The 23,538-nt window shown below is 72.9% G+C and carries 20 protein-coding genes; 14 read left to right on the plus strand and 6 right to left on the minus strand.

The features are described from left to right. The first annotated feature begins 133 nt into the window (after positions 1-133). Genes ACFZBU_RS14355 through ACFZBU_RS14365 form a run of 3 tightly spaced genes read left to right on the plus strand, consistent with a single transcriptional unit; the run spans position 134 to position 3,320 of the window. Positions 134-1,036: an AAA family ATPase gene (locus ACFZBU_RS14355; RefSeq protein WP_391583849.1), complete on the plus strand. Its 903-nt coding sequence runs from the start codon at positions 134-136 to the stop codon at positions 1,034-1,036. Position 1,037: 1 nt separating this feature from the next. Continuing rightward, complete coding sequence (locus tag ACFZBU_RS14360) at positions 1,038-2,204, plus strand: VWA domain-containing protein (RefSeq protein ID WP_391583850.1); 1,167 nt, start codon at positions 1,038-1,040, stop codon at positions 2,202-2,204. 6 nt (positions 2,205-2,210) lie between these two features. Next, the gene (locus ACFZBU_RS14365; RefSeq protein ID WP_391583851.1) at positions 2,211-3,320 is read left to right on the plus strand and encodes an XdhC family protein; all 1,110 of its coding nucleotides are present in this window, start codon (positions 2,211-2,213) and stop codon (positions 3,318-3,320) included. Positions 3,321-3,616: 296 nt separating this feature from the next. On the opposite strand, the gene ACFZBU_RS14370 is transcribed toward ACFZBU_RS14365, so the two are convergent. Genes ACFZBU_RS14370 through ACFZBU_RS14380 form a run of 3 tightly spaced genes read right to left on the minus strand, consistent with a single transcriptional unit; the run spans position 3,617 to position 7,402 of the window. Further along, on the minus strand, positions 3,617-5,038 hold the full coding sequence (locus ACFZBU_RS14370; RefSeq protein ID WP_391583852.1) for a DUF1116 domain-containing protein: 1,422 nt from the start codon (positions 5,036-5,038) through the stop codon (positions 3,617-3,619). Continuing rightward, positions 5,035-6,459: an FdrA family protein gene (locus tag ACFZBU_RS14375; protein ID WP_391583853.1), complete on the minus strand. Its 1,425-nt coding sequence runs from the start codon at positions 6,457-6,459 to the stop codon at positions 5,035-5,037. The genes ACFZBU_RS14370 and ACFZBU_RS14375 overlap by 4 nt, the downstream gene beginning before the upstream one ends. A 37-nt stretch (positions 6,460-6,496) precedes the next feature. Then, the gene (locus ACFZBU_RS14380) at positions 6,497-7,402 is read right to left on the minus strand and encodes a DUF2877 domain-containing protein (RefSeq protein ID WP_391583854.1); all 906 of its coding nucleotides are present in this window, start codon (positions 7,400-7,402) and stop codon (positions 6,497-6,499) included. Between the two features lie 345 nt (positions 7,403-7,747). Between ACFZBU_RS14380 and ACFZBU_RS14385 the strand changes: the two genes are divergently transcribed. From ACFZBU_RS14385 to ACFZBU_RS14415, 7 genes are all read left to right on the plus strand, one after another. Continuing rightward, positions 7,748-9,403, plus strand: coding sequence for a PucR family transcriptional regulator (locus ACFZBU_RS14385; RefSeq protein ID WP_391583855.1), 1,656 nt, complete (start codon positions 7,748-7,750; stop codon positions 9,401-9,403). Positions 9,404-9,662: 259 nt separating this feature from the next. Beyond that, complete coding sequence (locus tag ACFZBU_RS14390; protein WP_391583856.1) at positions 9,663-11,135, plus strand: uracil-xanthine permease family protein; 1,473 nt, start codon at positions 9,663-9,665, stop codon at positions 11,133-11,135. 56 nt (positions 11,136-11,191) lie between these two features. Further along, the gene (locus ACFZBU_RS14395) at positions 11,192-12,115 is read left to right on the plus strand and encodes an FAD binding domain-containing protein (protein WP_391583857.1); all 924 of its coding nucleotides are present in this window, start codon (positions 11,192-11,194) and stop codon (positions 12,113-12,115) included. Beyond that, complete coding sequence (locus tag ACFZBU_RS14400; RefSeq protein WP_391583858.1) at positions 12,112-12,681, plus strand: (2Fe-2S)-binding protein; 570 nt, start codon at positions 12,112-12,114, stop codon at positions 12,679-12,681. Before ACFZBU_RS14395 ends, ACFZBU_RS14400 begins: the two co-directional genes overlap by 4 nt. Beyond that, positions 12,678-15,107 (plus strand): aerobic carbon-monoxide dehydrogenase large subunit, encoded by a 2,430-nt coding sequence (gene cutA, locus ACFZBU_RS14405; protein WP_391583859.1) that lies wholly within the window; start codon positions 12,678-12,680, stop codon positions 15,105-15,107. The genes ACFZBU_RS14400 and cutA overlap by 4 nt, the downstream gene beginning before the upstream one ends. 15 nt (positions 15,108-15,122) lie before the next feature. Beyond that, the gene (locus ACFZBU_RS14410) at positions 15,123-15,776 is read left to right on the plus strand and encodes a carbon monoxide dehydrogenase subunit G (protein ID WP_391583860.1); all 654 of its coding nucleotides are present in this window, start codon (positions 15,123-15,125) and stop codon (positions 15,774-15,776) included. Between the two features lie 123 nt (positions 15,777-15,899). Continuing rightward, positions 15,900-16,799, plus strand: coding sequence for a carbon-nitrogen hydrolase family protein (locus ACFZBU_RS14415; RefSeq protein WP_391583861.1), 900 nt, complete (start codon positions 15,900-15,902; stop codon positions 16,797-16,799). A 205-nt stretch (positions 16,800-17,004) separates the two neighbouring features. On the opposite strand, the gene ACFZBU_RS14420 is transcribed toward ACFZBU_RS14415, so the two are convergent. Then, positions 17,005-18,210 (minus strand): ROK family transcriptional regulator, encoded by a 1,206-nt coding sequence (locus ACFZBU_RS14420; RefSeq protein ID WP_391583862.1) that lies wholly within the window; start codon positions 18,208-18,210, stop codon positions 17,005-17,007. 97 nt (positions 18,211-18,307) lie between these two features. On the opposite strand from ACFZBU_RS14420, the gene ACFZBU_RS14425 reads away from it, so the two are divergent. Then, entirely contained in the window at positions 18,308-18,586 is a 279-nt protein-coding gene (locus ACFZBU_RS14425; protein ID WP_391583863.1) for a hypothetical protein, read from the plus strand. Continuing rightward, positions 18,583-19,815 (plus strand): MFS transporter, encoded by a 1,233-nt coding sequence (locus ACFZBU_RS14430; protein WP_391583864.1) that lies wholly within the window; start codon positions 18,583-18,585, stop codon positions 19,813-19,815. Before ACFZBU_RS14425 ends, ACFZBU_RS14430 begins: the two co-directional genes overlap by 4 nt. Before the next feature lie 288 nt (positions 19,816-20,103). On the opposite strand, the gene ACFZBU_RS14435 is transcribed toward ACFZBU_RS14430, so the two are convergent. Both ACFZBU_RS14435 and ACFZBU_RS14440 read right to left on the minus strand, forming a co-directional pair. Next, positions 20,104-20,886 (minus strand): isoprenyl transferase, encoded by a 783-nt coding sequence (locus ACFZBU_RS14435; protein WP_391583865.1) that lies wholly within the window; start codon positions 20,884-20,886, stop codon positions 20,104-20,106. 234 nt (positions 20,887-21,120) lie between these two features. Beyond that, positions 21,121-21,549, minus strand: coding sequence for a DUF6223 family protein (locus ACFZBU_RS14440; protein WP_391583866.1), 429 nt, complete (start codon positions 21,547-21,549; stop codon positions 21,121-21,123). Positions 21,550-21,745: 196 nt separating this feature from the next. On the opposite strand from ACFZBU_RS14440, the gene ACFZBU_RS14445 reads away from it, so the two are divergent. Both ACFZBU_RS14445 and ACFZBU_RS14450 read left to right on the plus strand, forming a co-directional pair. Further along, positions 21,746-22,873 carry a sensor histidine kinase gene (locus tag ACFZBU_RS14445; RefSeq protein WP_391583867.1) on the plus strand — a complete coding sequence of 376 codons (1,128 nt, stop codon included), beginning with the start codon at positions 21,746-21,748 and terminating at the stop codon, positions 22,871-22,873. Continuing rightward, complete coding sequence (locus ACFZBU_RS14450) at positions 22,870-23,532, plus strand: response regulator (protein ID WP_391583868.1); 663 nt, start codon at positions 22,870-22,872, stop codon at positions 23,530-23,532. The genes ACFZBU_RS14445 and ACFZBU_RS14450 overlap by 4 nt, the downstream gene beginning before the upstream one ends. Positions 23,533-23,538 lie beyond the last annotated feature (6 nt).

A 23,538-nucleotide genomic window follows, 5' to 3' on the forward strand; every position in this document is an offset into this window, starting at 1 on the left:
CGACACGGTTGTGCAGGGATCGCGCCGTGCTTTGGCAGATGTTGCCGTCGTGCACGCGGCCTGCACAGCATGTACTGAACACCGATCGCCCGTCCCGGACGGGCCGGGCCGTACGCGTGTCGAAAGGTGTGCCGTGGCGGAGGCGTGGTGGGACGGCGAGGACGTCGACGGGCCCGAGGCTGTGGTCGCCCGGCTGGACGGCGTGGACTACCTGGCCGGGGACGGCATCGGCACCGCCGCCTGGCTCGCGCTGCGAATGGGCCGGCCGCTGCTGGTGGAGGGCGAACCCGGGGTGGGCAAGACCGCACTCGCCCAGGCCCTGTCGGACGCGTTTCGCGTACCGCTGTTCCGGCTCCAGTGCTACGAGGGCCTGGACGCCTCGCAGGCGCTGTACGACTGGGACTTCCCGCGTCAGATGTTGCATTTGCGCGCGGCCGGCGCGGCGGGCGAGACCGATGCCGCGACCCTGGAGGCCGGGCTGTACGACCGGCGCTACCTGATCGCCCGGCCGGTGCTGCGGGCGATCGAGGCGGCACCGGCGGTGCTGCTCGTGGACGAGGTGGATCGGGCCGACGACGAGTTCGACGCGTTCCTCCTGGAGGTGCTGTCCGATTTCGCGGTGACCGTGCCCGAACTGGGCCGGATCGCCGCGAAGGTGCCGCCGCTGGTGGTGTTGACGTCCAACCGCACCCGCGAACTGCACGACGCGCTCAAGCGGCGCTGCCTCTACCACTGGCTCGACCACCCCGACCACGCGCACGAGGTGGCGATCGTGCGCCGCCGGCTGCCCGAGGTGAGCGCCCGACTGGCCGAGGACGTGGTCCGCGCCGTCGGCCGGCTGCGCGCGGCCGACCTGGTCAAGCCGCCCGGTGTGTCCGAGACGCTGGACTGGGCCTGTGCACTGCTCGTGCTGGGCGTGCGCGACCTGGACCCGGACAGCGCGGCACGCACCCTGGGCACGGTGCTCAAGCATCGCGAGGACCTGGACGCCGTACACACGGCCGGGCTCGGCCGGCTGCTCGCGGCGGGCGACTGAGATGGCCGGGCCCCGCCCGCTCGACGCCGCCACGGTGCGTGCCGCCGCGGCCGCGCCGACGCGCCGCGACGGGGTGGAGACCCTGGTCGCCTTCGCCCGCACCGTCCGGGCCGCCGGCGTCGCGGCCGACCCCGGGCGGGTGCAGGTCTTCCTGGCCGCCGCGGCCGAGCTGGGCGCCGACGGGCGAGCGGGCACGTACTGGGCGGGCCGGCTCGCGCTGTGCTCGGGCCCGCAGGAACTGGCCCGCTACGACGCCGCGTTCACCGCGTACTTCGGCTGCGAACAACCGCCGCCGGGCCGCCGCAGGCCCGCGGTGGACATCGAGCGCGCGGTCGGCCTGCCGGGCACCGAGCAGGCCCCGGAGTCCGGCGCATCCGAGCATGAACCCCGGGTCGCCGCGGCCGACCGCACCGAGGTCCTGCGCCGGCGCGACATCGCCGCGCTGGATCCGGCCGGGCGCGCCGAACTGCGCCGCCTGCTCGCGCTGCTGCGCCCGGCCGCGCCGATGCGCCGCACCCGGCGTCGGCGGCCGGCCCGACACGGCCGGATCGACCGCACCCGCACGGTGCGCGCGGCGCTGCGAACCGGCGAGGTGGACCGGCTGCGGCACACCGAGCGGGTCGTGCGGCCGCGCCGGCTGGTGCTGCTGCTCGACGTCAGCGGCTCGATGGCGCCGTACGCGGACGCGCTGCTGCGGCTGGGCCATGCCGCGGTTCGTCGGCGCCGCGGTACCGAGGTGTTCACCATCGGTACCCGGCTGACCCGGATCAGCCGCGAGCTGGGCCACGCCGACCCGGATCGGGCGCTGACCGCCGCGTCCGCCGTGGTGCCCGACTTCAGCGGGGGCACCCGGCTCGGCGATCAGCTGCACGCGTTCCTGGCGGGCTGGGGTCGGCGCGGTGTGGCCCGCGGCGCGGTGGTGGTGATCGCCTCCGACGGGTGGGAGCGCGGCGACCCGGACCGGCTCGCGGTGGGCATGGCCCGGCTGCATCGGCTCGCCCATCGGGTGATCTGGGTGAATCCGCACCGGGCCCGGGAGGGGTATCAACCCCTTGCGGGCGGTATGGCCGCGGCTCTGCCGTACGTTGACGACTTTGTCGCCGGGCACAGCCTGGCGGCGCTGGAGGAATTGTGTGCACTGCTGGTCGACGAGCGACGGACCGGGTGAACGACGATGCGTGAACTGCTCGACCGACTGGAGACGTGGTATCGGGACGGGCGCACCTTCGCGCTGGCCACGGTGGTGTCCACGCTGCGCAGCGCCCCGCGCGACGCGGGCGCGGTGATGGCGGTGTCCGCCGACGGTGTGGCGCTGGGCAGCGTGTCGGGCGGGTGCGTCGAGGGCGCGGTGTACGAGCTGGCACTGGAGGTCATCGCGCAGGGCCGGCCGCGCACCGCGGCCTACGGCATCAGCGACGACGACGCGCTGATGGTGGGTCTGACCTGCGGCGGCACGCTGGAGGTGTACGTCGAGCCGGTCGACCCGGAGCGGTATCCGGAGTTTCCCGAGCTGATCGCCGCGCTGCGCGAGGGTCGATCGCTCGCGGTCGCCACCGTGGTCGCCACGCCCGACGCGGATCGGCTCGGCACCCGGGTGGTGGTCGGCGCGGACCGGGAGGCCGCCGGCGACGAGGAGAGCGGCCCGGTCGTGCTCGCGCTGCGCGAGCTGCTCGCGGCCGACCGGACCACGCTGGTCCGCGCCGACGGCGAGGCGCTGGTCCCGGTCGAGGCGCTGGGCGTGCGGCAGGACGAGATCGTCTTCGTACGCTCGTACGTGCCGCGCCCGCGCCTGCTGGTGTTCGGCTCCAACGACTACGCGGTGGCGATGGCCCGGATGGGCGCGTTGGCCGGATTCCGGGTGACCGTGTGCGACGCGCGCCCGGTGTTCGCGACGGCGGAGCGTTTTCCGGACGTCGACGAGCTGGTGGTGGACTGGCCCGACCGCTATCTCGCGGGCACCCGGGTGGACGGGCGTACGGCGGTGTGCGTGCTCACCCACGATCCCAAGTTCGACGTGCCGGTGCTGGTCCGGGCACTGCGGCTGCCGGTCGCCTACGTCGGCGCGATGGGCAGTCGACGCGCGCACGCCGACCGGCTGGTCCGGCTGCGCGAGGCGGGCGTGACCGAGGCCGAGCTGACGCTGCTGCACTCCCCGATCGGCCTGGACCTGGGTGCGCGCACACCGCAGGAGACCGCGATCGCGGTACTGGCCGAGATCATCCAGGCCCGGCACGGCGGCTCCGCGCGCCCGCTGTCGCTCACCGACGGCCGCATCCACCGCTGAGCCCACGAGGGCGCGGCACGGCAGGCCGGGCGGCCGGGCCGGGCACACACGGCCGAGGAACACCGCCCGGGCACCACGTGGACGAGCACCACGCGGCCGAGCAACGAAGGCCGGCACCCACCCGATCGGGCAGGGCGGGCACCGCACGACCGAGCACCTCAAGCCGGGCACCACACGACCGAGCACCTCGGGCCCACCACTGGGCGCCTCGGGCCGAACACCACACCCGAAGCGGAGCGCCACGCACGAAGGAGCCCGCCGCGCGAATCGCGTGGCGGGCTCCTTTCGTCGTTGCCTCAGCCGATCGGCGGGGCCGCCTCGGCCAGTGCCTCGATCGCGGCGACGAAGCAGTCCGCCGGCGGGGTGACCAGGCCCGCGCCGACCTGGCCGGTGCCCGCGACCTTGCCGGCGATGCCGGTGTTGATCTGCGGCAGGATGCCGGTCCGGACCACCTTGGTCACGTCGATCCCGGTCGGTGTGCCGCGGAAGTCGAGCACCGGGATCTGGTAGGCCGGGTTCTCCGCGAGGGTGATCTCGTACATCCGCCGGGTCGCGGCCAGCGCGTCGTCCACCTCGCCGCCGATGAACCGCACGATCGCCGGCGCCGCGGCCATCGCGAAGCCGCCGATGCCGGCGGTCTCGGTGATCGCCGAGTCGCCGATGTCCGGGTTGGCGTCGTCCGGGCCGTAGGCGCCCAGGTACAGGCCGTCCGGGACCTCGGCGGGGCCGGTGTACCAGCGGTCGCCGGTGCCCGAGACCTGGATGCCGAAGTCGGTGCCGTTGCGGGCCATCGCCACCACGAGCGAGGAGCCGGGCACGTCGCGGCCGGCGTCCATCGCCAGCTTGCAGGCGGGCATGTCCAGGTTCAGGAAGAAGTGGTCGTTGCCGCCGACGAAGCGGGCGGCCTCGGCGATGTCCGAGGTCGGCGCGCCGCTGTCGATCATGTTCGGCAGCAGTTCGCGCAGCAGCATCAGGGTGCCCGCACGGTTGCGGTTGTGGCCCTCGTCGCCCATCTGCAACATCTGCGCGATGATCGCCCGGATGTCGATCGGTTCGCCCGCACGCACCGCGGTGCGCAGCAGCGGGCCCAGCACCGCCGACATCCAGCGCAGCCGGTCGATCACCTCGGTCCCGTACGCGCCGTAGCGCAGCACCTTGCCCAGGCCCTCGTTGAGCGAGCACCACGCGCGGGTGCCGTGGGTGGTGTCCTCCAGCTCGAACATCCACATCGAGGGGCTGACCACGCCCGCCATCGGCCCCACCGCGTGGTGGTGATGGCACGAGTCCAGCTCGGCGTGGCCCTCGGCGAGGAACTTCTCCGCCGCCTCGGGCGAGTCGGCCAGGCCCTCGAAGAGCACCGCGCCGATCAGCGCGCCGCGCATCGGACCCGACGCGCGGGCCCAGTCGATCGGCGGTCCGGCGTGCCGGAACTGGCCGGCCGTCAGGCCCAGTGCCTCGCTCGCGGGCTTGACGTCCACCAGGTGCGGCGTGGACGCCAGGACCCGCTCGATCGCGACCTTGTTGGCCGCCTCGCGGCGCGCGTCGGCGAGCACCGTGGCCAGCGCGTCGGCGGTGCCGGGCAGCGGCGGACGCCAGTCGACGGCGGTCACCGGTACGGCCTGGGCGGCCAGCGCGTCGGCGAGCAGTTCGGCGCCGACGGTCACCACCGACGGGTCGCGGGTCAGCAGCGCGCTGCCTCGGGGGTTGGGAGCACTCACGCGTCGAGCCCTTCTACGATCGCCACGGCGCGCCGGGCGGCCTCGGCATTGGACAGGTGGACCTCGGCGCCGGCGGCGGTCAGCGTGCGGGCCTGGGCCTCCAGGTCCTGCGGGTCCAGGTCGGTGCCGCACAGCGAGATCAGTACGGTGGGCGCGTTCGGGCCGGCCGCGCGCAGCACCTCGGCCAGGTCGGCGGCCGGGTCCGGGTGTGCGCCGTGGCCGAGTACGACGTCCAGGAGCACGACGGCGCAGGCCGGGTCGGCCAGTTCCTCGGCGAGTCGCTCCAGGCGCAGGCTCGGGTCGATCATCGGGTGCGGTCGGCCCGCGGTCAGCCCGTCGTCGCCGAAGTCGATCATCAGGTGTCCGGCGGTGTGCAGGTCCGCGGGCAGCGCCCAGTCGGCCCGCAGCGGGATGTTGGACGCGATCGGCCCGAGCCGGTCGGCGGCGATGATCATCGCCTCGTCGCACAGCGTGCCGCCGCAGAACAGCCCGCGCAGCGCGCCGGTGCGGGCGGGGGCCGCGTGCTCGGGTCGCCAGACCCGGTCCTGGACGCCGGCGTGGCCGATCGCGGCCAGTGCCTTGGTCGCGGCGGCGGTCAGGTCGTCGCGGCCCTGACCGAGGAAGGCCAGTTGCACCGGGGTGGTCAGCGTCGCGGCGTAGCGCTCGACCTCGGCCGCGACCGAGTCGGCGGGCGGCTTGGAGACCACCACGATCAGTTCGGTGGCCGGGTCGGCGTCCAGCATTGCCAGCGCCTGGCGGGTCGAGCGGGCGCCGACCGCCTCGCTCAGGTCGCGTCCGCCCACGCCCAGGCAGTGGCTGACGCCGCTGCCGGCCGCGTGCAGCAGGCACATCAGTTCCTGCGAGCCGGTGCCGGAGGCGGCCACGATGCCGATCGGACCCGGGCGCACCGAGTTGGCGAAGCCGAGGCCGACGCCGCCGACCAGCGCGGTGCCGCAGTCGGGGCCCATCACCAGGAGTCCGCGTTCGCGGCCGACGTCCTTGAGTCGGATCTCCTGGTCGACGGGCACGTTGTCGCTGAAGATCAGCACGTCCAGGTCGGCTTCGAGGGCGTCCATCGCCTCGGCGAACGCGTGTGGCCCGGGCACCGAGATCAGCGCCAGACTCGCGCCGGGCACGGCGCCCGCGGCGGTGCGGATCGTGCGCGGCGGGACACCGGCGGCGGAGCCGATCCCGGTGCCGCCGCCGGTGGACGACACGAGGGCCTCTTCGAGCACCTCGCGGGCGCGCCGCAGCGCGTCCTCGTCGTCGGCCCGGATCGCCACGATCAGGTCGTTGGGTCCGGCGCCGTCGGGGGTGTCGAAGCCCATGCCCGCCAAGAGGCCGACGTTGAGTTCCGTCGCCATGGCGACGAGCGCCTTGGTCACCCCGTCCACCGCGGATACCGATCGGCTCACCTGCATCAGGCTGACCGAGTCTCGGTATGTTCCGCGGCGCAGCTCAAGCGCGCTGCTCACGGGCGCTCCTTCCTTCGGGGTACGGGAGTTCGGTTCCGTCGCCGAGCCCGATCGGGGCTGCGGCCACGGCTGGTACGGCGCCTGCGTCGGCCGCCTCGGCCCCGGCCAGGACGCCGTGGGCGAGGTCCGCGCCGGAGGTGTGTCCCACCGTCAGCAGGTGGTGCAGGCGAGGAAGTACGTCGGTGCCGCGGCCGACCGCGCCGATCAGGTCGACCAGTTGTGCGCAGCCGTCGCCGCGGGCGGCGTGGCCGAGCAGGGCGGCGGACAGGTCGGTGGTGCGGCCGGGGGCGTGCGCCGCGACGCGCGCCCCGAGGGCGTCCGCGTGCCGGGCGCCGGTGGGTTCGGGGTCCAGCAGGCGCCGCGCGAGCAGGAAGCCGCACAGCGCGTCGTCGCCGCTGGGGGTCAGGCCCGGGCCCAGGCCGACCAGGCGCAGCGCGGCGGCGGCGGCCCGCTCGGGGTCGGTCGCCGCGTACCGGCCCAGGTCGGCCAGGTCGGTTCGGGCCCGGTCGGACAGGCCGGTGCGTACCGGCGACAGTGCGTCGCGCAGCGCGGCGCGGCCGGCCCGGCGGGTGTCGGTATCGCCCGGTGCGGGCGGGCGCGGCGGGGTCCACCAGCGGACCGCGGTCACGCCCAGCGCGCCCAGGCGCACCCCTCCGTCGCCGATGCGGGCGTCGGTGCGGCCGGCCAGTGCGGGGAAGGGGGAGGCCGCGGTGCGGGCGGCGAGGACGAGGGCGTTGGGCAGCCGGACCGCGTCGTGGGTGCACAGCGCGAGCACGGTGCCGTCCGGATCGGCCAGGTAGATCGCGGCCGGGAAGACGCCGAGCACCCGGGCGGGCCGCGCCGGCCGCTCCAGTGCGGCGCGGATGCGCACCGACGCCGAGCCCGGCACAGCCCTCGGCGTCGCCGTCGGCAATGGATCGCCGTGTTCTCCCGGGTCTACCACGATGGTGCCTCCCGGGAACGGTGCGGAATCGAAGCGGCGGAATCGAAGCGGTGCGGAACCGAGGCGATACGGAACGAAGCGGTGCGCGCCGATGGTGAACGCGGTGTGGTCGAGGCCCCCGGGTCGGGTGAGCGGCGGTGCGGCCGCTCTTCCGAAACGACTTGAATCGGACCGGCTCTATGTCTGTTGTGAACGTAATCCAATGGCTATGGTCCTCGAATGGAGCAAGTTGCCAACCTTGACGCACTTAATTCGCGTAATTTGCCAAGCCCTGGCGGGAGCCCCGGGGGCGTGCGAACCGCGAGTACGGGCACGCTCGTTCGCGGCGTGTCGGTCCGCGACGTGCTGAGCCTCTCCAGCCTGTCCGGCGCCCGGCTGATGGCCGGCGAGCGCGGATTGGACCGCGTCGTGCAGCGGCTCAACGTGATGGAGGTCCCGGACATCCTGCCCTGGACCAAGCCGCACGAACTCCTGCTGACCACCGGCTATCCGCTGCGCGAGACCCCGCAGTCGTTGTGCGACCTGGTCACCGAGCTGGAATCGCGCCGGCTCGCCGCGGTGGGCATCAAGTTGGGCCGCTACCTGGACGAGTTGCCCGCCGACATGCTGGACGCCGCCGACCGGGTGGGCCTGCCGATCATCCGGCTGCCCGACGATGTCGCCTTCGACGACATCCTCAACCAGGTGCTCACCGACATCCTCAACCGGCAGGCCGCGGTGCTGGCCCGCTCCGAGGAGGCGCACCGCGCGCTGGTGAGCGTGGTGCTCGCGGGCGGCGGCCTGGAGGCGATCACCGACGAGCTCAGCCGGCTGCTCGGCGGCACCGTCATGGTCACCACGCCCGACGGTCGGCTGCTGGCCTCCTCCGCCTCGGAGACCGTCGCGGGCAAGGCGTCCGGGCGCGGCGTGTTCGACGCCACCGGCCGGTTCCGGGTCGAGCGCTTCAAGCACGGTGCGCGGGCCCTGGAGGAACCGGCCGCCGGGGTGGCCCTGGTGCCGATCCTGGCCGGCGCCCTCGACCACGGCCGGGTCGTACTGATCTCCGCCGGACGCACGCTCGACGAGAGCGACATCCAGGTGTTGGAACGCGCCGCCGCCACCGCGGCGCTGGTGATCACCAAGGAACTCGCGGTCGCCGCGGTGGAGAGCAAGTACCAGGGCGACTTCATGCGCGACCTGTTGGCCGGCCGGGCCGGCGACCCGGCGCACACCGTTCGACACTGCGCGTCGCTGGGCTGGGCGATCGACCGTCCGTTGACCGTGGTGGTCGCGCAGCTCGAACCCGGCGAGGGCCCCGACCCGGAGAGCGACGACCTGCGGCCCGCACACGAACGCTTCGCCACCGCGTGGGGCATCGTCGTGCGCGAACGCGATCCGCGTGCGGCCGTGGTCGGTTACAGCCAGGAGGTCGTGGTGGTGATGGGGGCCTCCGAGCGCACCCCGCCCGGCGAATTGGTCCGGCACATGGTCGCCCAGGTCTCCGGCGACGGCGGCGGCGGACGCCGCTCGTTCTCCACCGGCGTCAGCCGCGTGGTCACCGACCCGGCACTGCTGCCCGAGGCCTACGAACAGGCCCGCCGCGCGGCCAAGGTCGGCCGGCAGATGCACGGCCCGGGCGGCATCGCCGACTTCGACAGCCTGGGCGTGTACCGCCTGCTCAGCCTGGTCCCCGACTCCGCCGAACTGACCAGTTTCATGCGCGAGACGCTCGGGGAACTCGCGAGTCGCGAGGACGAGGAGACCACCGATCTGCGCACCACCCTGGAGGTGCTGCTCGACACCAATCTCAACGTGGCCGAGACGGCCCGCATCCTGCATTTCCACTACAACACGCTGCGCTACCGGATCGGCAAACTGGAACGGCTGCTCGGCGCCTTCACCACCGATTCGCATCTGCGGCTCAACATCATGCTGGCGCTCCAGGTGCGCCGCATGCGCGGGCTGTAGCGTAACGCGCACGTACGGAGAGACCCGTGGTTGTTCATCCATACGCGGACACACGAAGGCAACAAACCTTGGGTGAATTCCACAACACCGCCTGGCCGGCTCTGTCAGCTATCACCCAAGCCGCAGTGTCCGACCCGTCCATAACCTTCCCCCAACCTCGTGGCGAGAACGGCGAACATCACCGGATCGCGCTCACCGTGCCGGGTCGTGCGACAGCGAATCGTCCTCGCACCCCCCTACGCCTGGAAGGCGGCTGAACATGGCACTCGGCTTGGGATGGAAGCTCTACGGGGACGGCAGTACCCCACCTCCGGGTGAGGTCGTACGCCCCGACGAACGGCTCTCGTGGGGTCGGACCATCGGTCTGGGCGCACAGCACATCGTCGCGATGTTCGGCGCGACATTCGTATTCCCGGTGGTCATGGGTCTGGACCCGAACCTGGCGATCATGATGTCGGGTCTGGCCACGGTGGTCTTCCTGCTCATCGTGCAGGGCAAGATCCCCAGCTACCTGGGCACCAGCGCGGCGTTCGTCGGCGCGGTCGCCACCATCCGCGCCTCCGGCGGATCCAGCGCGACGGTGACCGGATCGATCCTGGTCGCCGGCGCCGTGCTCGCGCTCGCCGGTGTGCTGATCCATCTACTCGGCGCCGAACTCGTCAACAAGGCGCTGCCGCCGGTGGTCACCGGCGCCGTGGTGCTGTTGATCGGCTTCAACCTGGCGCCCGTGGTCGCCGAGGTGTACTGGCCGCAGGACCAGTGGATCGCCATCCTGACGATGACCGCCGTGATCGCGATGACCGTGCTGTTGCGCGGCTTCTGGTCCCGGATCGCGATCTTCCTCGGCCTGGTCTTCGGCTACGCGATGTCGTGGCTGTTCGACAAGGGCTTCGGGCAGATCACCTCGGTCCAGCCCGGTCAGCACGACGGCAAGGAATTCGCGCACGACCGGGTCGACTTCTCCGGCGTCACCTCCGCCGACTGGTTCGGGCTGCCCTCCACGCACGCCCCGGACTTCAAAACCTCGGCGATCCTGGTCGCGCTGCCCGCCGTGATCGCGCTGATCGCGGAGAACGCCGGCCACGTCAAGGCCGTCTCCGAGATGACCGGCGCCGACCTGGACGGCAGCCTGGGCAAGGCGATCACCGCGGACGGCCTGGGCACCATGATGGCCAGCGCGGTCGGCGGCTCGCCCACCACCACCTACGCCGAGAACATCGGCGTCATGGCCGCCACCCGGGTCTACTCCACCGCCGCCTACTACGTGGCCGCCGTCGTCGCCGTGCTGTTCGGCCTGTGTCCCAAATTCGGCGCACTGATCGCGGCCACCCCCGGCGGCGTGCTCGGCGGGATCACCGTCGTGCTCTACGGCATGATCGGCCTGCTCGGCGCCAAGATCTGGATCGAGAACAGGGTCGACTTCGCCAACCCGATCAACCTGGTCCCGGTCGCGGCCGGCGTCGTGATCGGCATCGGCGGCGTCGCGATCAAGTTCAACGACGACTTCACCATCGAGGGCATCGCGCTGGGCACGATAGTCACCCTGGTGATCTACCACGTCCTGCACGCCCTGGCCCCCGCACACATGCGCGACCCGAAGTCCCCCGCCGACGTCGAACTCGAGGGCGGCACCGCGCTGTCCCTGGGCACCGTGGAGGAACACCGGCCCGCGGACCGGTCGTCGGCCGGCTCCACCGCCGCTCCGTCGACGAAGACGTCGCCGCCGAGCTGACGGCCGACCCACCCGACGCGCACCACCGCACGCGAACATCAGGAGGAGACGACACCGTGAAGCCGCCGGCATTCCGATATCACGCACCGACCGATCTCGCCGAGGCCCTCGACGCACTCGACGCGGTCGGGCACGACGGAAAGGTCCTCGCCGGCGGCCAGAGTCTGATCCCGATGCTCAACATGAGACTCGCGGCCCCGGCCCACCTGGTCGACATCAACGGGCTCGCCGAACTCTCCTACGTCCGCACCGACCCCGGCGGCGTCGCGGTGGGCGCGCTCGCCCGGCACGCCGAGGTCGAGGCGGACGAGGCCGCGCACGCGGTCGTGCCCCTGCTGCGCCAGGGCCTGCGCCTGGTCGCCCACCCGGTGATCCGCAACCGCGGCACCACGGTGGGCAGCCTCGCGCACGCCGACCCCTCCGGCGAGATGACCGCCGTACTGGCCCTGCTCGGCGGCTCGATGACGCTGGCCCGCAAGGGCGCGACCCGCACCGTCGCCGCCGAGGACTTCTTCCTCGGCCCGCTGGAGTCGTGCATCGAGGCCGGTGAACTGGCCGTCGCCGCCCACTTCCCGCGCCTGCCCGGTCGCACCGGCACCGAGTTCGTGGAGATCGCCCGCCGGCACGGCGACTACGCGATGTGCGGCGTGGCGGCGGCGGTCACCGTCGACGACGATCTGCGCATCCTCTCGGCCCGCGCCGCCTACCTCTCGCTTTCCCCCGTCCCGCTCGTGCTCGACCTGACCGACGCGCTGATCGGCCGCACCGCGGACACCGCCGACTGGACCGACGCCGCGACACTCGCGTCCTCCAGCCTGGAGCCCGAACCGGACATTCACGCCACCGCCGAGTACCGCGCCCAGCTGGCCGGCGTACTCACCGTCCGCGCCCTGCGCACCGCCACCGAACGCGCGGCGTCGACCGACCCGAACCCCACCGCACCGAGCAGCACCGGCACCGACGAGCGGAGCGCCCGATGACCGAGACGCAGATCCCCACCGAGCAACGCCTCGACATCCGGCTGAGCGTGAACGGCGTCCTGCGCACCGCCACCGTCACCCCGCGCCGCCTGCTCTCCGACTGCCTGCGCCACGATCTGGGGCTGACCGGCACGCATGTGGGCTGCGAGCACGGCGTGTGCGGCGCGTGCACGATCCAAGTCGACGGCAAACCGATGCGCGGCTGCCTGATGTTCGCCGTCAGCGCGCAGGGCCACGAGATCACCACGGTCGAGGGACTGGCCGACGCCGACGGCACCATGCACCCCGTGCAGCAGGCCTTCCGCGAGTGCCACGGCCTCCAGTGCGGATTCTGCACACCCGGCTTCCTGACCGTGGTCTCCGCGTTCCTGGAGGAGAACCCGACGCCCACCGAGGAGGAGGCCCGCGAGGCCATCTCCGGCAACCTGTGTCGTTGTACCGGATACCAGAACATCGTGAAGTCGGTGCTGCGCGCCGCCGAGATCACCAACGAACGCCGGGCCGAGCAGTCCGACACGCGGACCGACGTGCCGGCCGGCGAGCAGGCCGAAGGGGACGCCCGATGACCACCAAGATGTTCGGCGCACCCGTACAACGCACCGAGGACCTGCGCCTGCTGGTCGGCAACGGCCGCTACCTCGACGACCTGGGCGAGGGTGCCTACGAGGCCGCGTTCGTACGCAGCCCGCACGCCCGGGCCCGGGTCACCGGAATCGACGTCACCGGCGCGCTCGACGTCGACGGCCTGGTCGCGATCTACACCTACGAGGATCTGTCCGGCCGGGTCGCCGAACCGCTCCCGCTGCTCATCCCGCACCCCGCGCTCACCCACGGCCGTACCGCCTACCCGCTGGCCAAGGAGTTCGTCAACCACGTCGGCGAGGCCGTCGTGATGGTCGTCGCCCGGGACCGCTACCTGGCCGAGGACGCCTGCGAGCGGATCACCGTCGAGTACGAACCGCTGCCGCCGGTGGTCGGCATCGAGAACGCGTACCGCGCCGACCGCCTCGTCCACGACGACGTCCCCGGCAACTGCGCAGCGCACCTGGTCCAGGAGGTCGGCGACGCGCCCGCGGCGATCGCCGCCGCGCCGAACCGGCTGGAGCTGAAGCTCGACATCGAGCGCAGCGCGTGCATGCCGATGGAGGGCCGCGGCGTCTACGCCCGCTGGGACGCGGCCGACGCGAGCCTGCGCGTGTACACCTCCACGCAGACCTCCACCGGTGTGCGCGCGGCCGTCGCCGCCAAGCTGGACCTGCCGCTGGACCGGGTCGAGTGCGTGACCCCCGACGTCGGCGGCGGCTTCGGCGTCAAGATCGTGCACCCGTGGCCCGAGGAGATCCTGATCCCGTGGGCGGCCCGGATGCTCGACCACGAGGTCAAGTGGACCGAGGACCGCCGCGAGCACTTCATCTCCGCCGCCCACGAGCGCGGCCAGTTGCAGACCGTGCGGGTCGGCTTCGACGACGACGGCCGACTGCTGGGCCTGGACGTGGAGATCCTGCACGACAACGGCGCCTACACGCCGTACGGGATCATCGTCCCGATCATCACCTCCACCCAGTTGCTCGGCCCGTACAAGCCCGGTGCCTACCGGGTGGACTTCCGCAGCCTCTACACCAACACGGTGATAGTCACCCCCTACCGCGGCGCCGGCCGCCCGCAGGGCGTGTTCGCGATGGAACGCGCGATGGACGCGATCGCGGACCATCTGGGCAAGGATCGCACCGAGGTGCGCGCCGTCAACTTCATCAGGCCCGAGGAAATGCCGTACGACCACGGCCTGCTCTTCCAGGACGGCCGCCCGCTGATCTACGACTCGGGCGACTTCCCCGCCTCGCTGGAGGCGCTCAAGAAGCTGGTCGGCTGGGACGAGTTCGAGGCCTACCGGGCCCAGGCACGCGCCGAGGGCCGCCGGGTCGGCATCGGCGTCGCGTGCTACGTCGAGGGCACCGGCGTGGGCCCGTACGAGGGCGGCCACGTCCAGATCGAGACCACCGGCAAGGTCAACGTCGCCACCGGCCTGACCAGCCAGGGCCAGGGCCACCAGACGGTGTTCGCGCAGATCGTCGCCGACGAATTGGGCGTACCGCTCGAAGACGTCACGGTGACCACCGGCGACACCCGCCGATTCCCGTACGCCGTCGGCACGTTCGCCTCACGGGCGGCGGTGATGAGCGGCAACGCCATCGCCCTGGCCGCACGCAACGTCAAGGCCAAGGCGCTGCGGATCGCCGGCGAGGCTCTGGAGGCCGACCCGCGCGACCTGGAGATCGTCGACGGTCACGTGCGGGTCAAGGGCAGCCCCGGCTCCTCGGTCGCGCTCGGCACGGTCGCGGTGTTGTCCAACCCGCTGCGCTACGCCTTCGACGAGGCCTCCCAGGCGGCCACCCAGCTCACCGGCGCCGCCGACTTCTCCAAGCCGCCGGTCGCCGAGGACGACGAACCCGGCCTGGAGGGCCGCGACTACTACTCGCCGCCGACCGCCACCTTCGCCAACGGGATGCACGCGGTGATCGTGGAGACCGATCCCGACACCGCCGAGATCCGCATCCTGCGCTACTGCGTCGTGCACGACTGCGGACACCTGATCAACCCGATGATCGTCGAGGGCCAGGTGCACGGCGGCGTCGCGCAGGGCGTCGGCGGCGCGCTGTACGAGCGCATGGAGTACGACGAGCACGGCCAGTTGGTCAACGCCTCGTTCATGGACTTCCTGATGCCGTACGCCAGCGAGATTCCCAGGATCGAGATCGACCACCTGGAGACCCCCTCCCCGCTCAACCCGCTCGGCATCAAGGGCGCCGGCGAGGCGGGCGTGATCCCCGCCGCGGCCGTGTTCGCCTCCGCGATCGAGGACGCCGAGGGCTTCCCGATCGTGCGGATGCCGATCCAGCCGTCCGAACTCTTCCACCTGCGCAAGCGGTTCGCCGCCGGCGAGATCCCGGCGCTGCGCCGGGGCGCCGACCATGCCGCCGGCACCCACCGTTAAGGAGCACGTCGCACCATGAAGGTCCAAGGAAACGCCATCCTGAACGCGCCGGCCGACAAGGTCTGGGCGGCGCTGAACGACCCGGCCGTACTGACCCGCACCATCCCCGGCTGCGAGAAGCTGGAGGAGACCGGCCCGGACGCGTATCGGATGACGGTGACGATGGGTGTCGCCTCGATCAAGGGCACCTACCTGGGCAACGTGCAGCTCACCGACCAGGTCCCGCCGGGCTCGTTCATGCTCAAGGCGTCCGGCTCGGGCGGCCCGGGCACGGTCAGCGCCGAGGTCAAGGTGACCCTGGCGGACATCGACGGCGGCCGGACCCGACTGGAGTACGACGCCGAGGCCGTGGTGGGCGGGGTCATCGGCGGGGTCGGACAGCGCATGCTGACGGGTGTCGCCAAGAAGACGGCGGGTGAGTTCTTCAAGTCGGTCGACAAGATCCTGACCGGGCAGACGCCGCTGACGCCGGTGCCTGCGGCGGTCAACGGAACTCCCTTGCCGGCGACGGCCGATGGCGCCGCGGTCGCGGGTGCCGCGCCGGCCGCCGGCACGTATGCGGCCCCGGCCTCCTCGCTCGGCGACGACTTCGCGAAGGGCGCCCTGTTCGGCGCGGCGGTGGCGCTGCTCGGCGCGATCGTCGGCGGCGTGATCGCCCGGCGTCGCTGACCGTCGGTCGTCGAATCGCCGGCCGTTGGTCGCTGTCGTCGGTGTGGGTTGTCGGTGTGGGTTGTCGGTGCCGGTCGTTGATCGACGGTCGTTGGTCGTCGATCGTTTCGGAAAGGAGTAGCCATGCGTGCGTTCACGGCGGCGGCCGTTCAGGTCGTGCCCCGGCCCGGACCGCTCACGGCGGCGGTGGTCGAGGCGAACATCGCCCATGCGCTGGACTGGGTGAGCCGCTGCGTCGAGTCCACCGGTGCCGAGTTGGTGGTGCTGCCGGAGAGCGTGACCACCGGCTTCACCCCGGCGCTGGGCGCCGAGGAGCTGTGGGATCTGGTCGACGACGTCCCCGGCGCGCTCACCGAGCCGTTCCAGGCGCGGGCCCGTGAGTTGGGCGTGCACCTGGTGTGGGGCACGTACGAGCGCGGTGACGACCGGGGCGTGGTGTACAACTCGTCCGTGCTGGCCGGGCCGGACGGCCGGGTCCTGGGCGTCTACCGCAAGACCCACCCGTTCGGGCCCGAACTGCGCTCGCGCGGCGGGTGGGTGACGCCGGGCGAGTACGTCAGCGTGGTGGAGACCGACCTCGGTCGAATCGGCATGATCATCTGCTTCGACGGCGACTACCCGGAGCTGAGCCGGATCCAGGCGGTGCACGGCGCGGAGGTCATCTGCCGCCCGTCGGCCCTGCTGCGCTCCGCCGACCTGTGGGAACTCACCTGCCGGGCACGGGCGTACGACAACCACGTCTACGTGATCGGCGCCAACGCCACCGGCAGCGACCCGGCCGGAGTGCTGTATTTCGGCAACTCGATGATCGTCACCCCGGGCGCCGAGGTCGTCGCCCGCGGCTCGTCGCACGAGGGCTGGGTCTCGGCCCACCTGGACCCGGAGCGCGCGTTGGCATCGCTGACCCCGGGTTCCAACGTCCCCCAGGTCTTCGACCACCTGGCCGACCGCAACCTGGACCTGATCGCGAACTACGCGGACGACCTGGTCCGCCCGGCGAAGACCACCTTCCCGCACGGCTGACCGCCTTCCCGCGCGGCCGCCCGGCGAAGACCGGGCGGCCGGTCGGCGTCGACTCCACGCTCGTCGGCGACCACCGGCACGCCGCCGCGGGCGCCGGCGGAACGCACATCTCCCGGCCCGTCTCCGATCCCCCGCCGAGCACCGCGACGCGGGGGGTCGAAGACGGGCTTCGGCGTTTTCCGGGCCGGGCGTTGCGCTGCCGGGTTCAGTTGTCGGAGGGGAACAGCGCGTCCTGGGCGGCCTGTTGGGCGGCGAAGAGGGCACCTTGGAGGACCGCCGAGCCGCCGAGGGTGGTCGCGCGGACAACGGTGTCGACCGGGGAGAGTTCGGCGACCTTGGCCTGGACCCGCTCGGCGAGGTCGTCACCGCCGGCGTGCCCGAGTTCGCCGGCGAGGACGACGAAGCCGGGGTCGAGCACCGCGGTGACGGCGCAGACGCCGAGGGCGAGGCGTCCGGCGAACTCGTCCAGGAAGGCGGAGCCCGCGGGCCCGGCGGCCCGGGCGGCACGGACGACGGTGGCGCCGAGCGGCTCGACCGCCGCGTCGTGCGGGGTGTCGCCGGCCGGGACGAGGTGGCCGAGCCCGTGCCGTTCGGCGAGTTCGCACACGGCGGGTTTGCCGACGAGGGAGTGGAAGCCCCCGTCGCAGCCGTCGCGCGAGGGCAGGTTCCTGGTGCCGGGGACCGGCAGGAAGCCAAGCTCGCCCGCGCCTCCGGATGCGCCGCGGCGCAGTTTTCCGTCCAGGACGACGGCGGCGCCGATGCCGTTGGCGAGCCACATGAGCACGAACGTCTCGTGGTCGCGGGCGACGCCGAGGCGGCGTTCGGCGAGGGCGGCGAGGTTGGTCTCGTTCTCCACCCGGACGATGGTGTGCAGGCGGTCCTGAAGGGCGCCGGCGAGGCTGCGGTGCCAGGTGGGGAGGCTCGGTACCTGGCGCAGTTCGCCGGTGGTGGGGTCGATCAGACCGGGCGCGCCGATGCCGATGCTGTGCAGGCGGGTGGCGCCGGCGTCGCGTGCGGCGCGTTCGACGAGGGCGATGGTCTGGTCGACGGCCGCCTGTATGCCGTCGCCGGCGTCGATGGGTGCGGCGGCGTCGCCGAGGCGGGTGCCCAGGAGGTCGGCGATCACGACGCTCACGGTCTCGCTGCGGACGTCGAGCGCGGCCAGGTGCGCCATGTCGGCGACGATCCCGTACAACCTTGCGTTGGGGCCGCGCCGGCCGGTCGCGGACTCGCCGACGTCGTGGATGAGTCCCGAGCTCTGTAGTCGCTCCACGAGGTCGGCCACGGTCGGGCGGGACAGTCCGGTGAGCGTCTTGAGCTGCCCCGCCGTCAGCGGGCCCTGCTGCTGGAGAAGCCGGAGGGCGAGCCGGTCGTTGTGGGCCCGGGCGGTGCTGGGGGAGGCAGGGGGCATGGGGTCGATCCTCGCAGATATTTCTTTCAGGCAGGGTTCCTGATAGTTTATTGTCAGGGAGAAGGTCGGAGAATGCCGAGAAACTCGGGGGATTTTCATGTCTTTTGACGCGATTCAGGCGGCCGGGATCGTCGGCGCCATCCAGGCGGTCCGCTGTGGCCGGGGGCGGGAGATGGGCATCGGCGGTGCCACCGGCGTCGCCGCCGTCACCCCGAGGCCCGGCATCGCGGATGCCTTCGATCCGCCCGGTCGGGCGGGCCGGCGGAGGCGGGGGCCGCGCGGCGGTGGCGGGACCTACGTATGGCGGGCCACCGGGCCTGCCGCCGCGCACGCCCGCGACGTGGACGGCGTCCGCGGTACGAAGGAGCGGCGGTGACGGACGGCGGGGCGGCCGGGGCGGTCCCCGCGGCGGCCTCGGCTTCCCCGCCCGGGGGTGGCCCCGCCGACGCCCTCACGGAGCGGGCGCACGTCGTCCGCGGGCGCCGGGCCATCGCCGCGGTGTTCGCCGTGCACGGCGCGGTGACCGGCAGCTTCGCCACCCGCGTGCCGTGGATCCAGGACCACGCGGGCGTCGGCCCGGGGCAGTTGGGCGTCGCGCTGGCGTTCCCGGCGATCGGCGCGTCGCTCGCGATGCCGCTCGCCGCGGCGATCAACCACCGCCTCGGCGCGCGCCTCGCGCTGCGCATCCTGCTGTCGCTGTGGACCCTCGCGCTCGTGCTGCCGTCGCTCGCACCGAACCTGGTCGTGCTGTGCGTGACGCTGTTCGTGTTCGGCGCGTCGGCCGGGTTGCCGGACGTCGCGATGAACGCGCTCGGCGTGGAGACCGAGAACCGGCTGGGCCGGTCGATCATGTCCGGCCTGCACGGCATGTGGAGCGTGGGCGTGCTGTTCGGCTCCGCCGTCGGCACGCTCGCCGCACAGCTGGACCTCGACGCGCGGCTCCACCACCCGGCTGCCGCCGTCGTGTTGCTGCTGCTCGGTCTGGCGGCCACGCGCGGCGTGCTGGACGTACCGCCGGACCCGGACGAGGAAGCCCCGCCGCACTTCGCGCTGCCGCCGAAGTCGGCGCTGCTGATCGGGTTCGTCGGCTTCTGCGCGGTGTTCGGGGAGGGCGCGAGCCTGGACTGGTCGGCGGTCTACCTGAAGGACGAGTTCGACACCTCGGCGGGCCTGGCGGCCGCGACCACCACGGCCTTCGCGCTGGCGATGGCGGTGGGGCGGTTCGCGGGCGACCCGGTCGTGGACCGGTTCGGCCCGGTCCGCACGGTGCGCGCCGGGGGCGTACTGGCCACGGCGGGCGGCCTGCTGGTGGTCACCGCGCCGGCCCCGGCGTTCGCGATGGCAGGGTTCGGCCTGCTCGGCCTGGGCGTCGCGGTCGTCGTCCCGCTGGCCTTCGCGGCGGCGGCGCGCAGCGGCCCCAATCCGAGCCAGGCCATCGCGGGCGTCGCGACCGTCACCTACACCTCGGGCCTGATCGCCCCGTCGCTGATCGGCGGGTTGGCACACGCGACGTCGCTGGTGGTCTCGTTCGGCGTGGTGACGGCGCTGTCGTTCGCCCTGATCGCGAGCGCGAACGTGCTGCGCGTGAGGCCGAGGAGTCGGTAGTGCTTCGTCGGGGGCGCCGCTCCCCCGTCGATCCGATCCCGGAAAGCACCCGACCGGCACCGGGCACCCGCACCGGCACCCGGGGTTCGGCGTCCGGAACAGCCGCAGCGCCGGTGCACGGCCACGCCCGGGCGAGCGGCTGGACCTGCCGAACCGTACGGCGCCGTTCGACGCCCGGCCGGGCAGGTCCGACCGGATGGACCACCGAAGGCCCGGTTCGGCACGCGCCGGTGCGGCGACCGTCGGCCCTGATTCCGGTTCCGGCTGCGGCTGCGGCCCCGGCTCCGGTCACTTGCCGAATCGCCGGTCGCGGCTCGCGTACGAGCGCAGTGCGCGCAGGAAGTCCACGTGCCGAAACGCCGGCCAGTAGCAGTCCACCCAGTGCATCTCGGCATACGCGGACTGCCAGAGCAGGAAGCCGGACAACCGCTGCTCGCCGGAGGTTCGGATGATGAAGTCGGTGTGGGCGGCGGTCGGCGAGTACAGATGCCGGGAGATGTCCTCGATCTCGAACCGCGCGACCAGTTCGGCCGGGTCGCCGCCGGCCGCCATGTGCGCCTCGAAGGCACTCTTGACCGCGTCGACGATCTCCCGCCGGCCGCCGTAACCGACCGCGACGTCCACCTTGAGCCCACCGCGCCCGACCGTCGCGGCGGTGGCCTCCTTGAGCACCCGGGCGCCGGCGCCGGGCAGCATGTCGAGCGAGCCGATCACCTGGACCTCCCAGGGCCGGCCCTCGGCCGTGATGTCCCGGACGGTCTCCTCGATGATCTCGATCAGCGGACCGAGTTCTTCCGCGGGGCGGCCGAGGTTGTCGTCGGAGAGCATGAAGAGGGTCACCCGCTCGATCCCCGCGGCCGCGCACCAGCCCAGGAACTCGGTCGCCTTGGCGCCACCCGCCCGGTACCCCTCCCGGACGTCCGCGTGTCCCGCCTGCCGGGCCCAGCGCCGGTTGCCGTCGAGCATGATCCCGACGTGCTGTGGGCGCGGCAGCCCCACCAGAGTGGTGGCCAGTCGACGCTCGTACACCGCTTCGATCGGCCGCCGGAGGAACAGCGGGAGCAGCTTCATGAACCCTCTCCATCGCGTGGCGAAACCCTCGGCGGACCATACCAGGGAGTTCGTCCCCGACCTCGACGAACGCACCCAAGGGCGTTGCCGCACAAGCCACTTGACCAGGTCGAACGTTCGAATCGGCGCCCCGGGCGACGGGCGGCGCACACCCGGCGGCCCGGCCCGCCGACGGGCGACCGCGGCCGCGGTCGCGCGGGAGGTGGGCGCGGGAGGTGGGCGCGCGCGGTGCGGTCAGCCGGTGCGGCGGGAGCGGAGCCGGGCCGCCCAGCCGAGGGCGACGGCGAGGAGGCCCACCAGTACGGCGACGTAGGCGCCGCCCAGCCCGTTGCCGCTACCGAGGCCGCCGTCGGCAGTGGCCGCGACGACCGCGCCGACGACGACGGCGAGCGAGCCCGCCACGAGGGCGGTGACGACCCCGTTCCGGGCGACCCAGGCACCGAGGTGACCGCCCGCGGCGGGGCGGGCCAGGGCCAGCCCGCCGTTGACCGCGCCGAGGATGCCCGTCAGTGCGGCCGCGATGGCCCCGATACGTCCGGCGCTCAGGGTCTGGACACTCGCGGCGACCGGATGGACCGAGGGGTCTGCGGCCGCCGGTTCGGCAAGCGTGAGACCACCGATCAGGACGGCTCCGACCACGACAAGCACGGTGCGCACGGACATCGATGTGCTCCTTCTTCCTCACTGGAACCGGACCACCCGAGCATGTCGCCGGGGCCGCCTCGGGTCGTCCGGCGGACGCGGACTCTTCGCGCTGCCGCGGCCACGGCAGGCGCCGGAAAAGTACTGCGCACGTGGTAGCCGGACGCTCGGCCGCGAGCGGGATTCGGCCGTGTGGACGACCGGCTAGGGTGCGCGGATGAGCACAGGTTGGCCCGATGTCCCGGCCGCGGTGAGAGATTGGGCGATCGCCGTCGGCGTGGCGACGACGCTGCTGGTCACCGGCCTGTCCGAGGGGCACTCCGGCACGAGCCCGGCCCTGCTCGGCCACGCGCTGCTGGCGGCCGGCGGTCTGGCGCTCGTCCGGCGCCGTCGTACACCCGTTCCCGTCCTGGCCGCCACCGGGCTGTGCGCGGTGGGGTATCAGGCGGCCGGTTTCGACGTGCCCGCCGTGGCGTTCCTGTTCGCGGTGTACGCGGCCGTCCGGGAGGGGCACCGCACCGTCACCGTGGTGGCGAGCGTGGCGGTGCTGGCCGCGCTCCCACTCGCGGCCCTGGCTTCGGGCCCGCACGACACGGGCGAGGCGTTCGCGCAGGCGCGCGGAGCCCTGGAGATCGCCTGGCTGATCGCCGCGGGCGCCGCGGGTGAGGCGTTGCGGCAGGCCGAGCGGCGGGCGGACGAGGCCGAGCGCACCCGCGAGGAGACCGCACGGCGCCGTGCCGACGAGGAGCGGCTGCACATCGCCCGTGAGTTGCACGATTCGCTCACCCACCAGATCTCGGTCGTCAAGGTGCAGTCCGAAGTCGCCGTCCACCTGGCCCGCAAGCGCGGCGAACCGGTATCGGATGCCCTGCTCGCGATCCGGGAGGCCGGCCGTGAGGCAACCCGGGAACTGCGGGCGACCCTGGAGGCACTGCGCGACGACGACCGGACCCCGCCCCATGGGCTCGACCACGTCCCGGAACTGGTGGAACGGTTCCGGATGAGCGGCCTGGACGCGGGTTTGACGATCGACGGACCGCGGCACGACGTGCCGGCCGCGTTGGGCCGGACCGTCTACCGGATCGTTCAGGAGTCGCTCACCAACGTCACCCGCCACGCGGACGCCGCCACGGCGTCGGTCCGGATCGACTGCCGCTCGGACGTGCTCACGATACGCGTCGACGACGACGGCAAGGCCGCGCCGGACACCGCCCCGACGCCCGGCGTCGGGCTGCTCGGCATGCGCGAACGAGTCACCGCCCTCGGCGGCCGGCTGCGCGCGGAACCGCGCGGCGAGGGCGGCTTCACCGTCCAGGCCGAACTCCCCGTGGAGCAGATCTCGTGATCCGTGTCCTGCTGGTCGACGACCAGCCGCTCATTCGCAGCGGATTCCGGGCGCTCCTCGACCTCGAGGACGACATCGCGGTGGTGGCCGAGGCCGCCGACGGCGAAGAGGGCCTGGCCCTGGCCAGGGAACACCTGCCCGACGTCGCGCTGATCGACATCCGGATGCCGGTCGTGGACGGCATCGAGGCGACCCGGCGCATTGCCGCGGACCCGGCGCTGGCCCGGGTGCACGTCGTCATCCTGACCAACTACGGCATGGACGAATACGTCTTCGACGCGCTGCGCGCCGGCGCGGCCGGATTCCTCGTCAAGGACATCGTGCCGGAGGACTTCCTGCACGCCGTACGCGTCGCCGCGCGCGGCGACGCCCTGCTCGCACCCTCGATCACCCGCAAGCTGATCAACAGGTACGTCTCCCAGCCCCTCGACACCGGCGCCCGGACCGGGCTGGGCGAACTGACCAACCGCGAACGCGAGGCGGTGGCCCTGGTCGCGCAGGGCCTGTCCAACGACCACATCGCCGCCCGCATGGTGATCAGCCCGATGACCGCGAAAACCCACATCAACCGGGCCATGACCAAGCTCCACGCCCGCGACCGCGCGCAACTGGTCGTGCTGGCCTACGAGTCGGGCCTGGTGACCCCCCGCCGTTCCTGACCTCCA

Origin of the sequence: Embleya sp. NPDC008237, from assembly GCF_042956465.1 — a bacterium.
GTDB lineage: Bacteria > Actinomycetota > Actinomycetes > Streptomycetales > Streptomycetaceae > Embleya.

Bases quoted from the DNA above. Each gene is read 5' to 3' on its own strand.
- ACFZBU_RS14415 (WP_391583861.1), top strand. From the start codon at position 15,900: ATGCGTGCGTTCACGGCGGCGGCCGTTCAGGTCGTGCCCCGGCCCGGA.
- ACFZBU_RS14445 (WP_391583867.1), top strand. From the start codon at position 21,746: ATGAGCACAGGTTGGCCCGATGTCCCGGCCGCGGTGAGAGATTGGGCG.
- ACFZBU_RS14400 (WP_391583858.1), top strand. From the start codon at position 12,112: ATGACCGAGACGCAGATCCCCACCGAGCAACGCCTCGACATCCGGCTG.
- cutA (WP_391583859.1), top strand. From the start codon at position 12,678: ATGACCACCAAGATGTTCGGCGCACCCGTACAACGCACCGAGGACCTG.
- ACFZBU_RS14365 (WP_391583851.1), top strand. From the start codon at position 2,211: ATGCGTGAACTGCTCGACCGACTGGAGACGTGGTATCGGGACGGGCGC.
- ACFZBU_RS14410 (WP_391583860.1), top strand. From the start codon at position 15,123: ATGAAGGTCCAAGGAAACGCCATCCTGAACGCGCCGGCCGACAAGGTC.
- ACFZBU_RS14435 (WP_391583865.1), bottom strand. From the start codon at position 20,886: ATGAAGCTGCTCCCGCTGTTCCTCCGGCGGCCGATCGAAGCGGTGTAC.
- ACFZBU_RS14375 (WP_391583853.1), bottom strand. From the start codon at position 6,459: ATGCAGGTGAGCCGATCGGTATCCGCGGTGGACGGGGTGACCAAGGCG.
- ACFZBU_RS14420 (WP_391583862.1), bottom strand. From the start codon at position 18,210: ATGCCCCCTGCCTCCCCCAGCACCGCCCGGGCCCACAACGACCGGCTC.
- ACFZBU_RS14440 (WP_391583866.1), bottom strand. From the start codon at position 21,549: ATGTCCGTGCGCACCGTGCTTGTCGTGGTCGGAGCCGTCCTGATCGGT.
- ACFZBU_RS14425 (WP_391583863.1), top strand. From the start codon at position 18,308: ATGTCTTTTGACGCGATTCAGGCGGCCGGGATCGTCGGCGCCATCCAG.
- ACFZBU_RS14390 (WP_391583856.1), top strand. From the start codon at position 9,663: ATGGCACTCGGCTTGGGATGGAAGCTCTACGGGGACGGCAGTACCCCA.
- ACFZBU_RS14360 (WP_391583850.1), top strand. From the start codon at position 1,038: ATGGCCGGGCCCCGCCCGCTCGACGCCGCCACGGTGCGTGCCGCCGCG.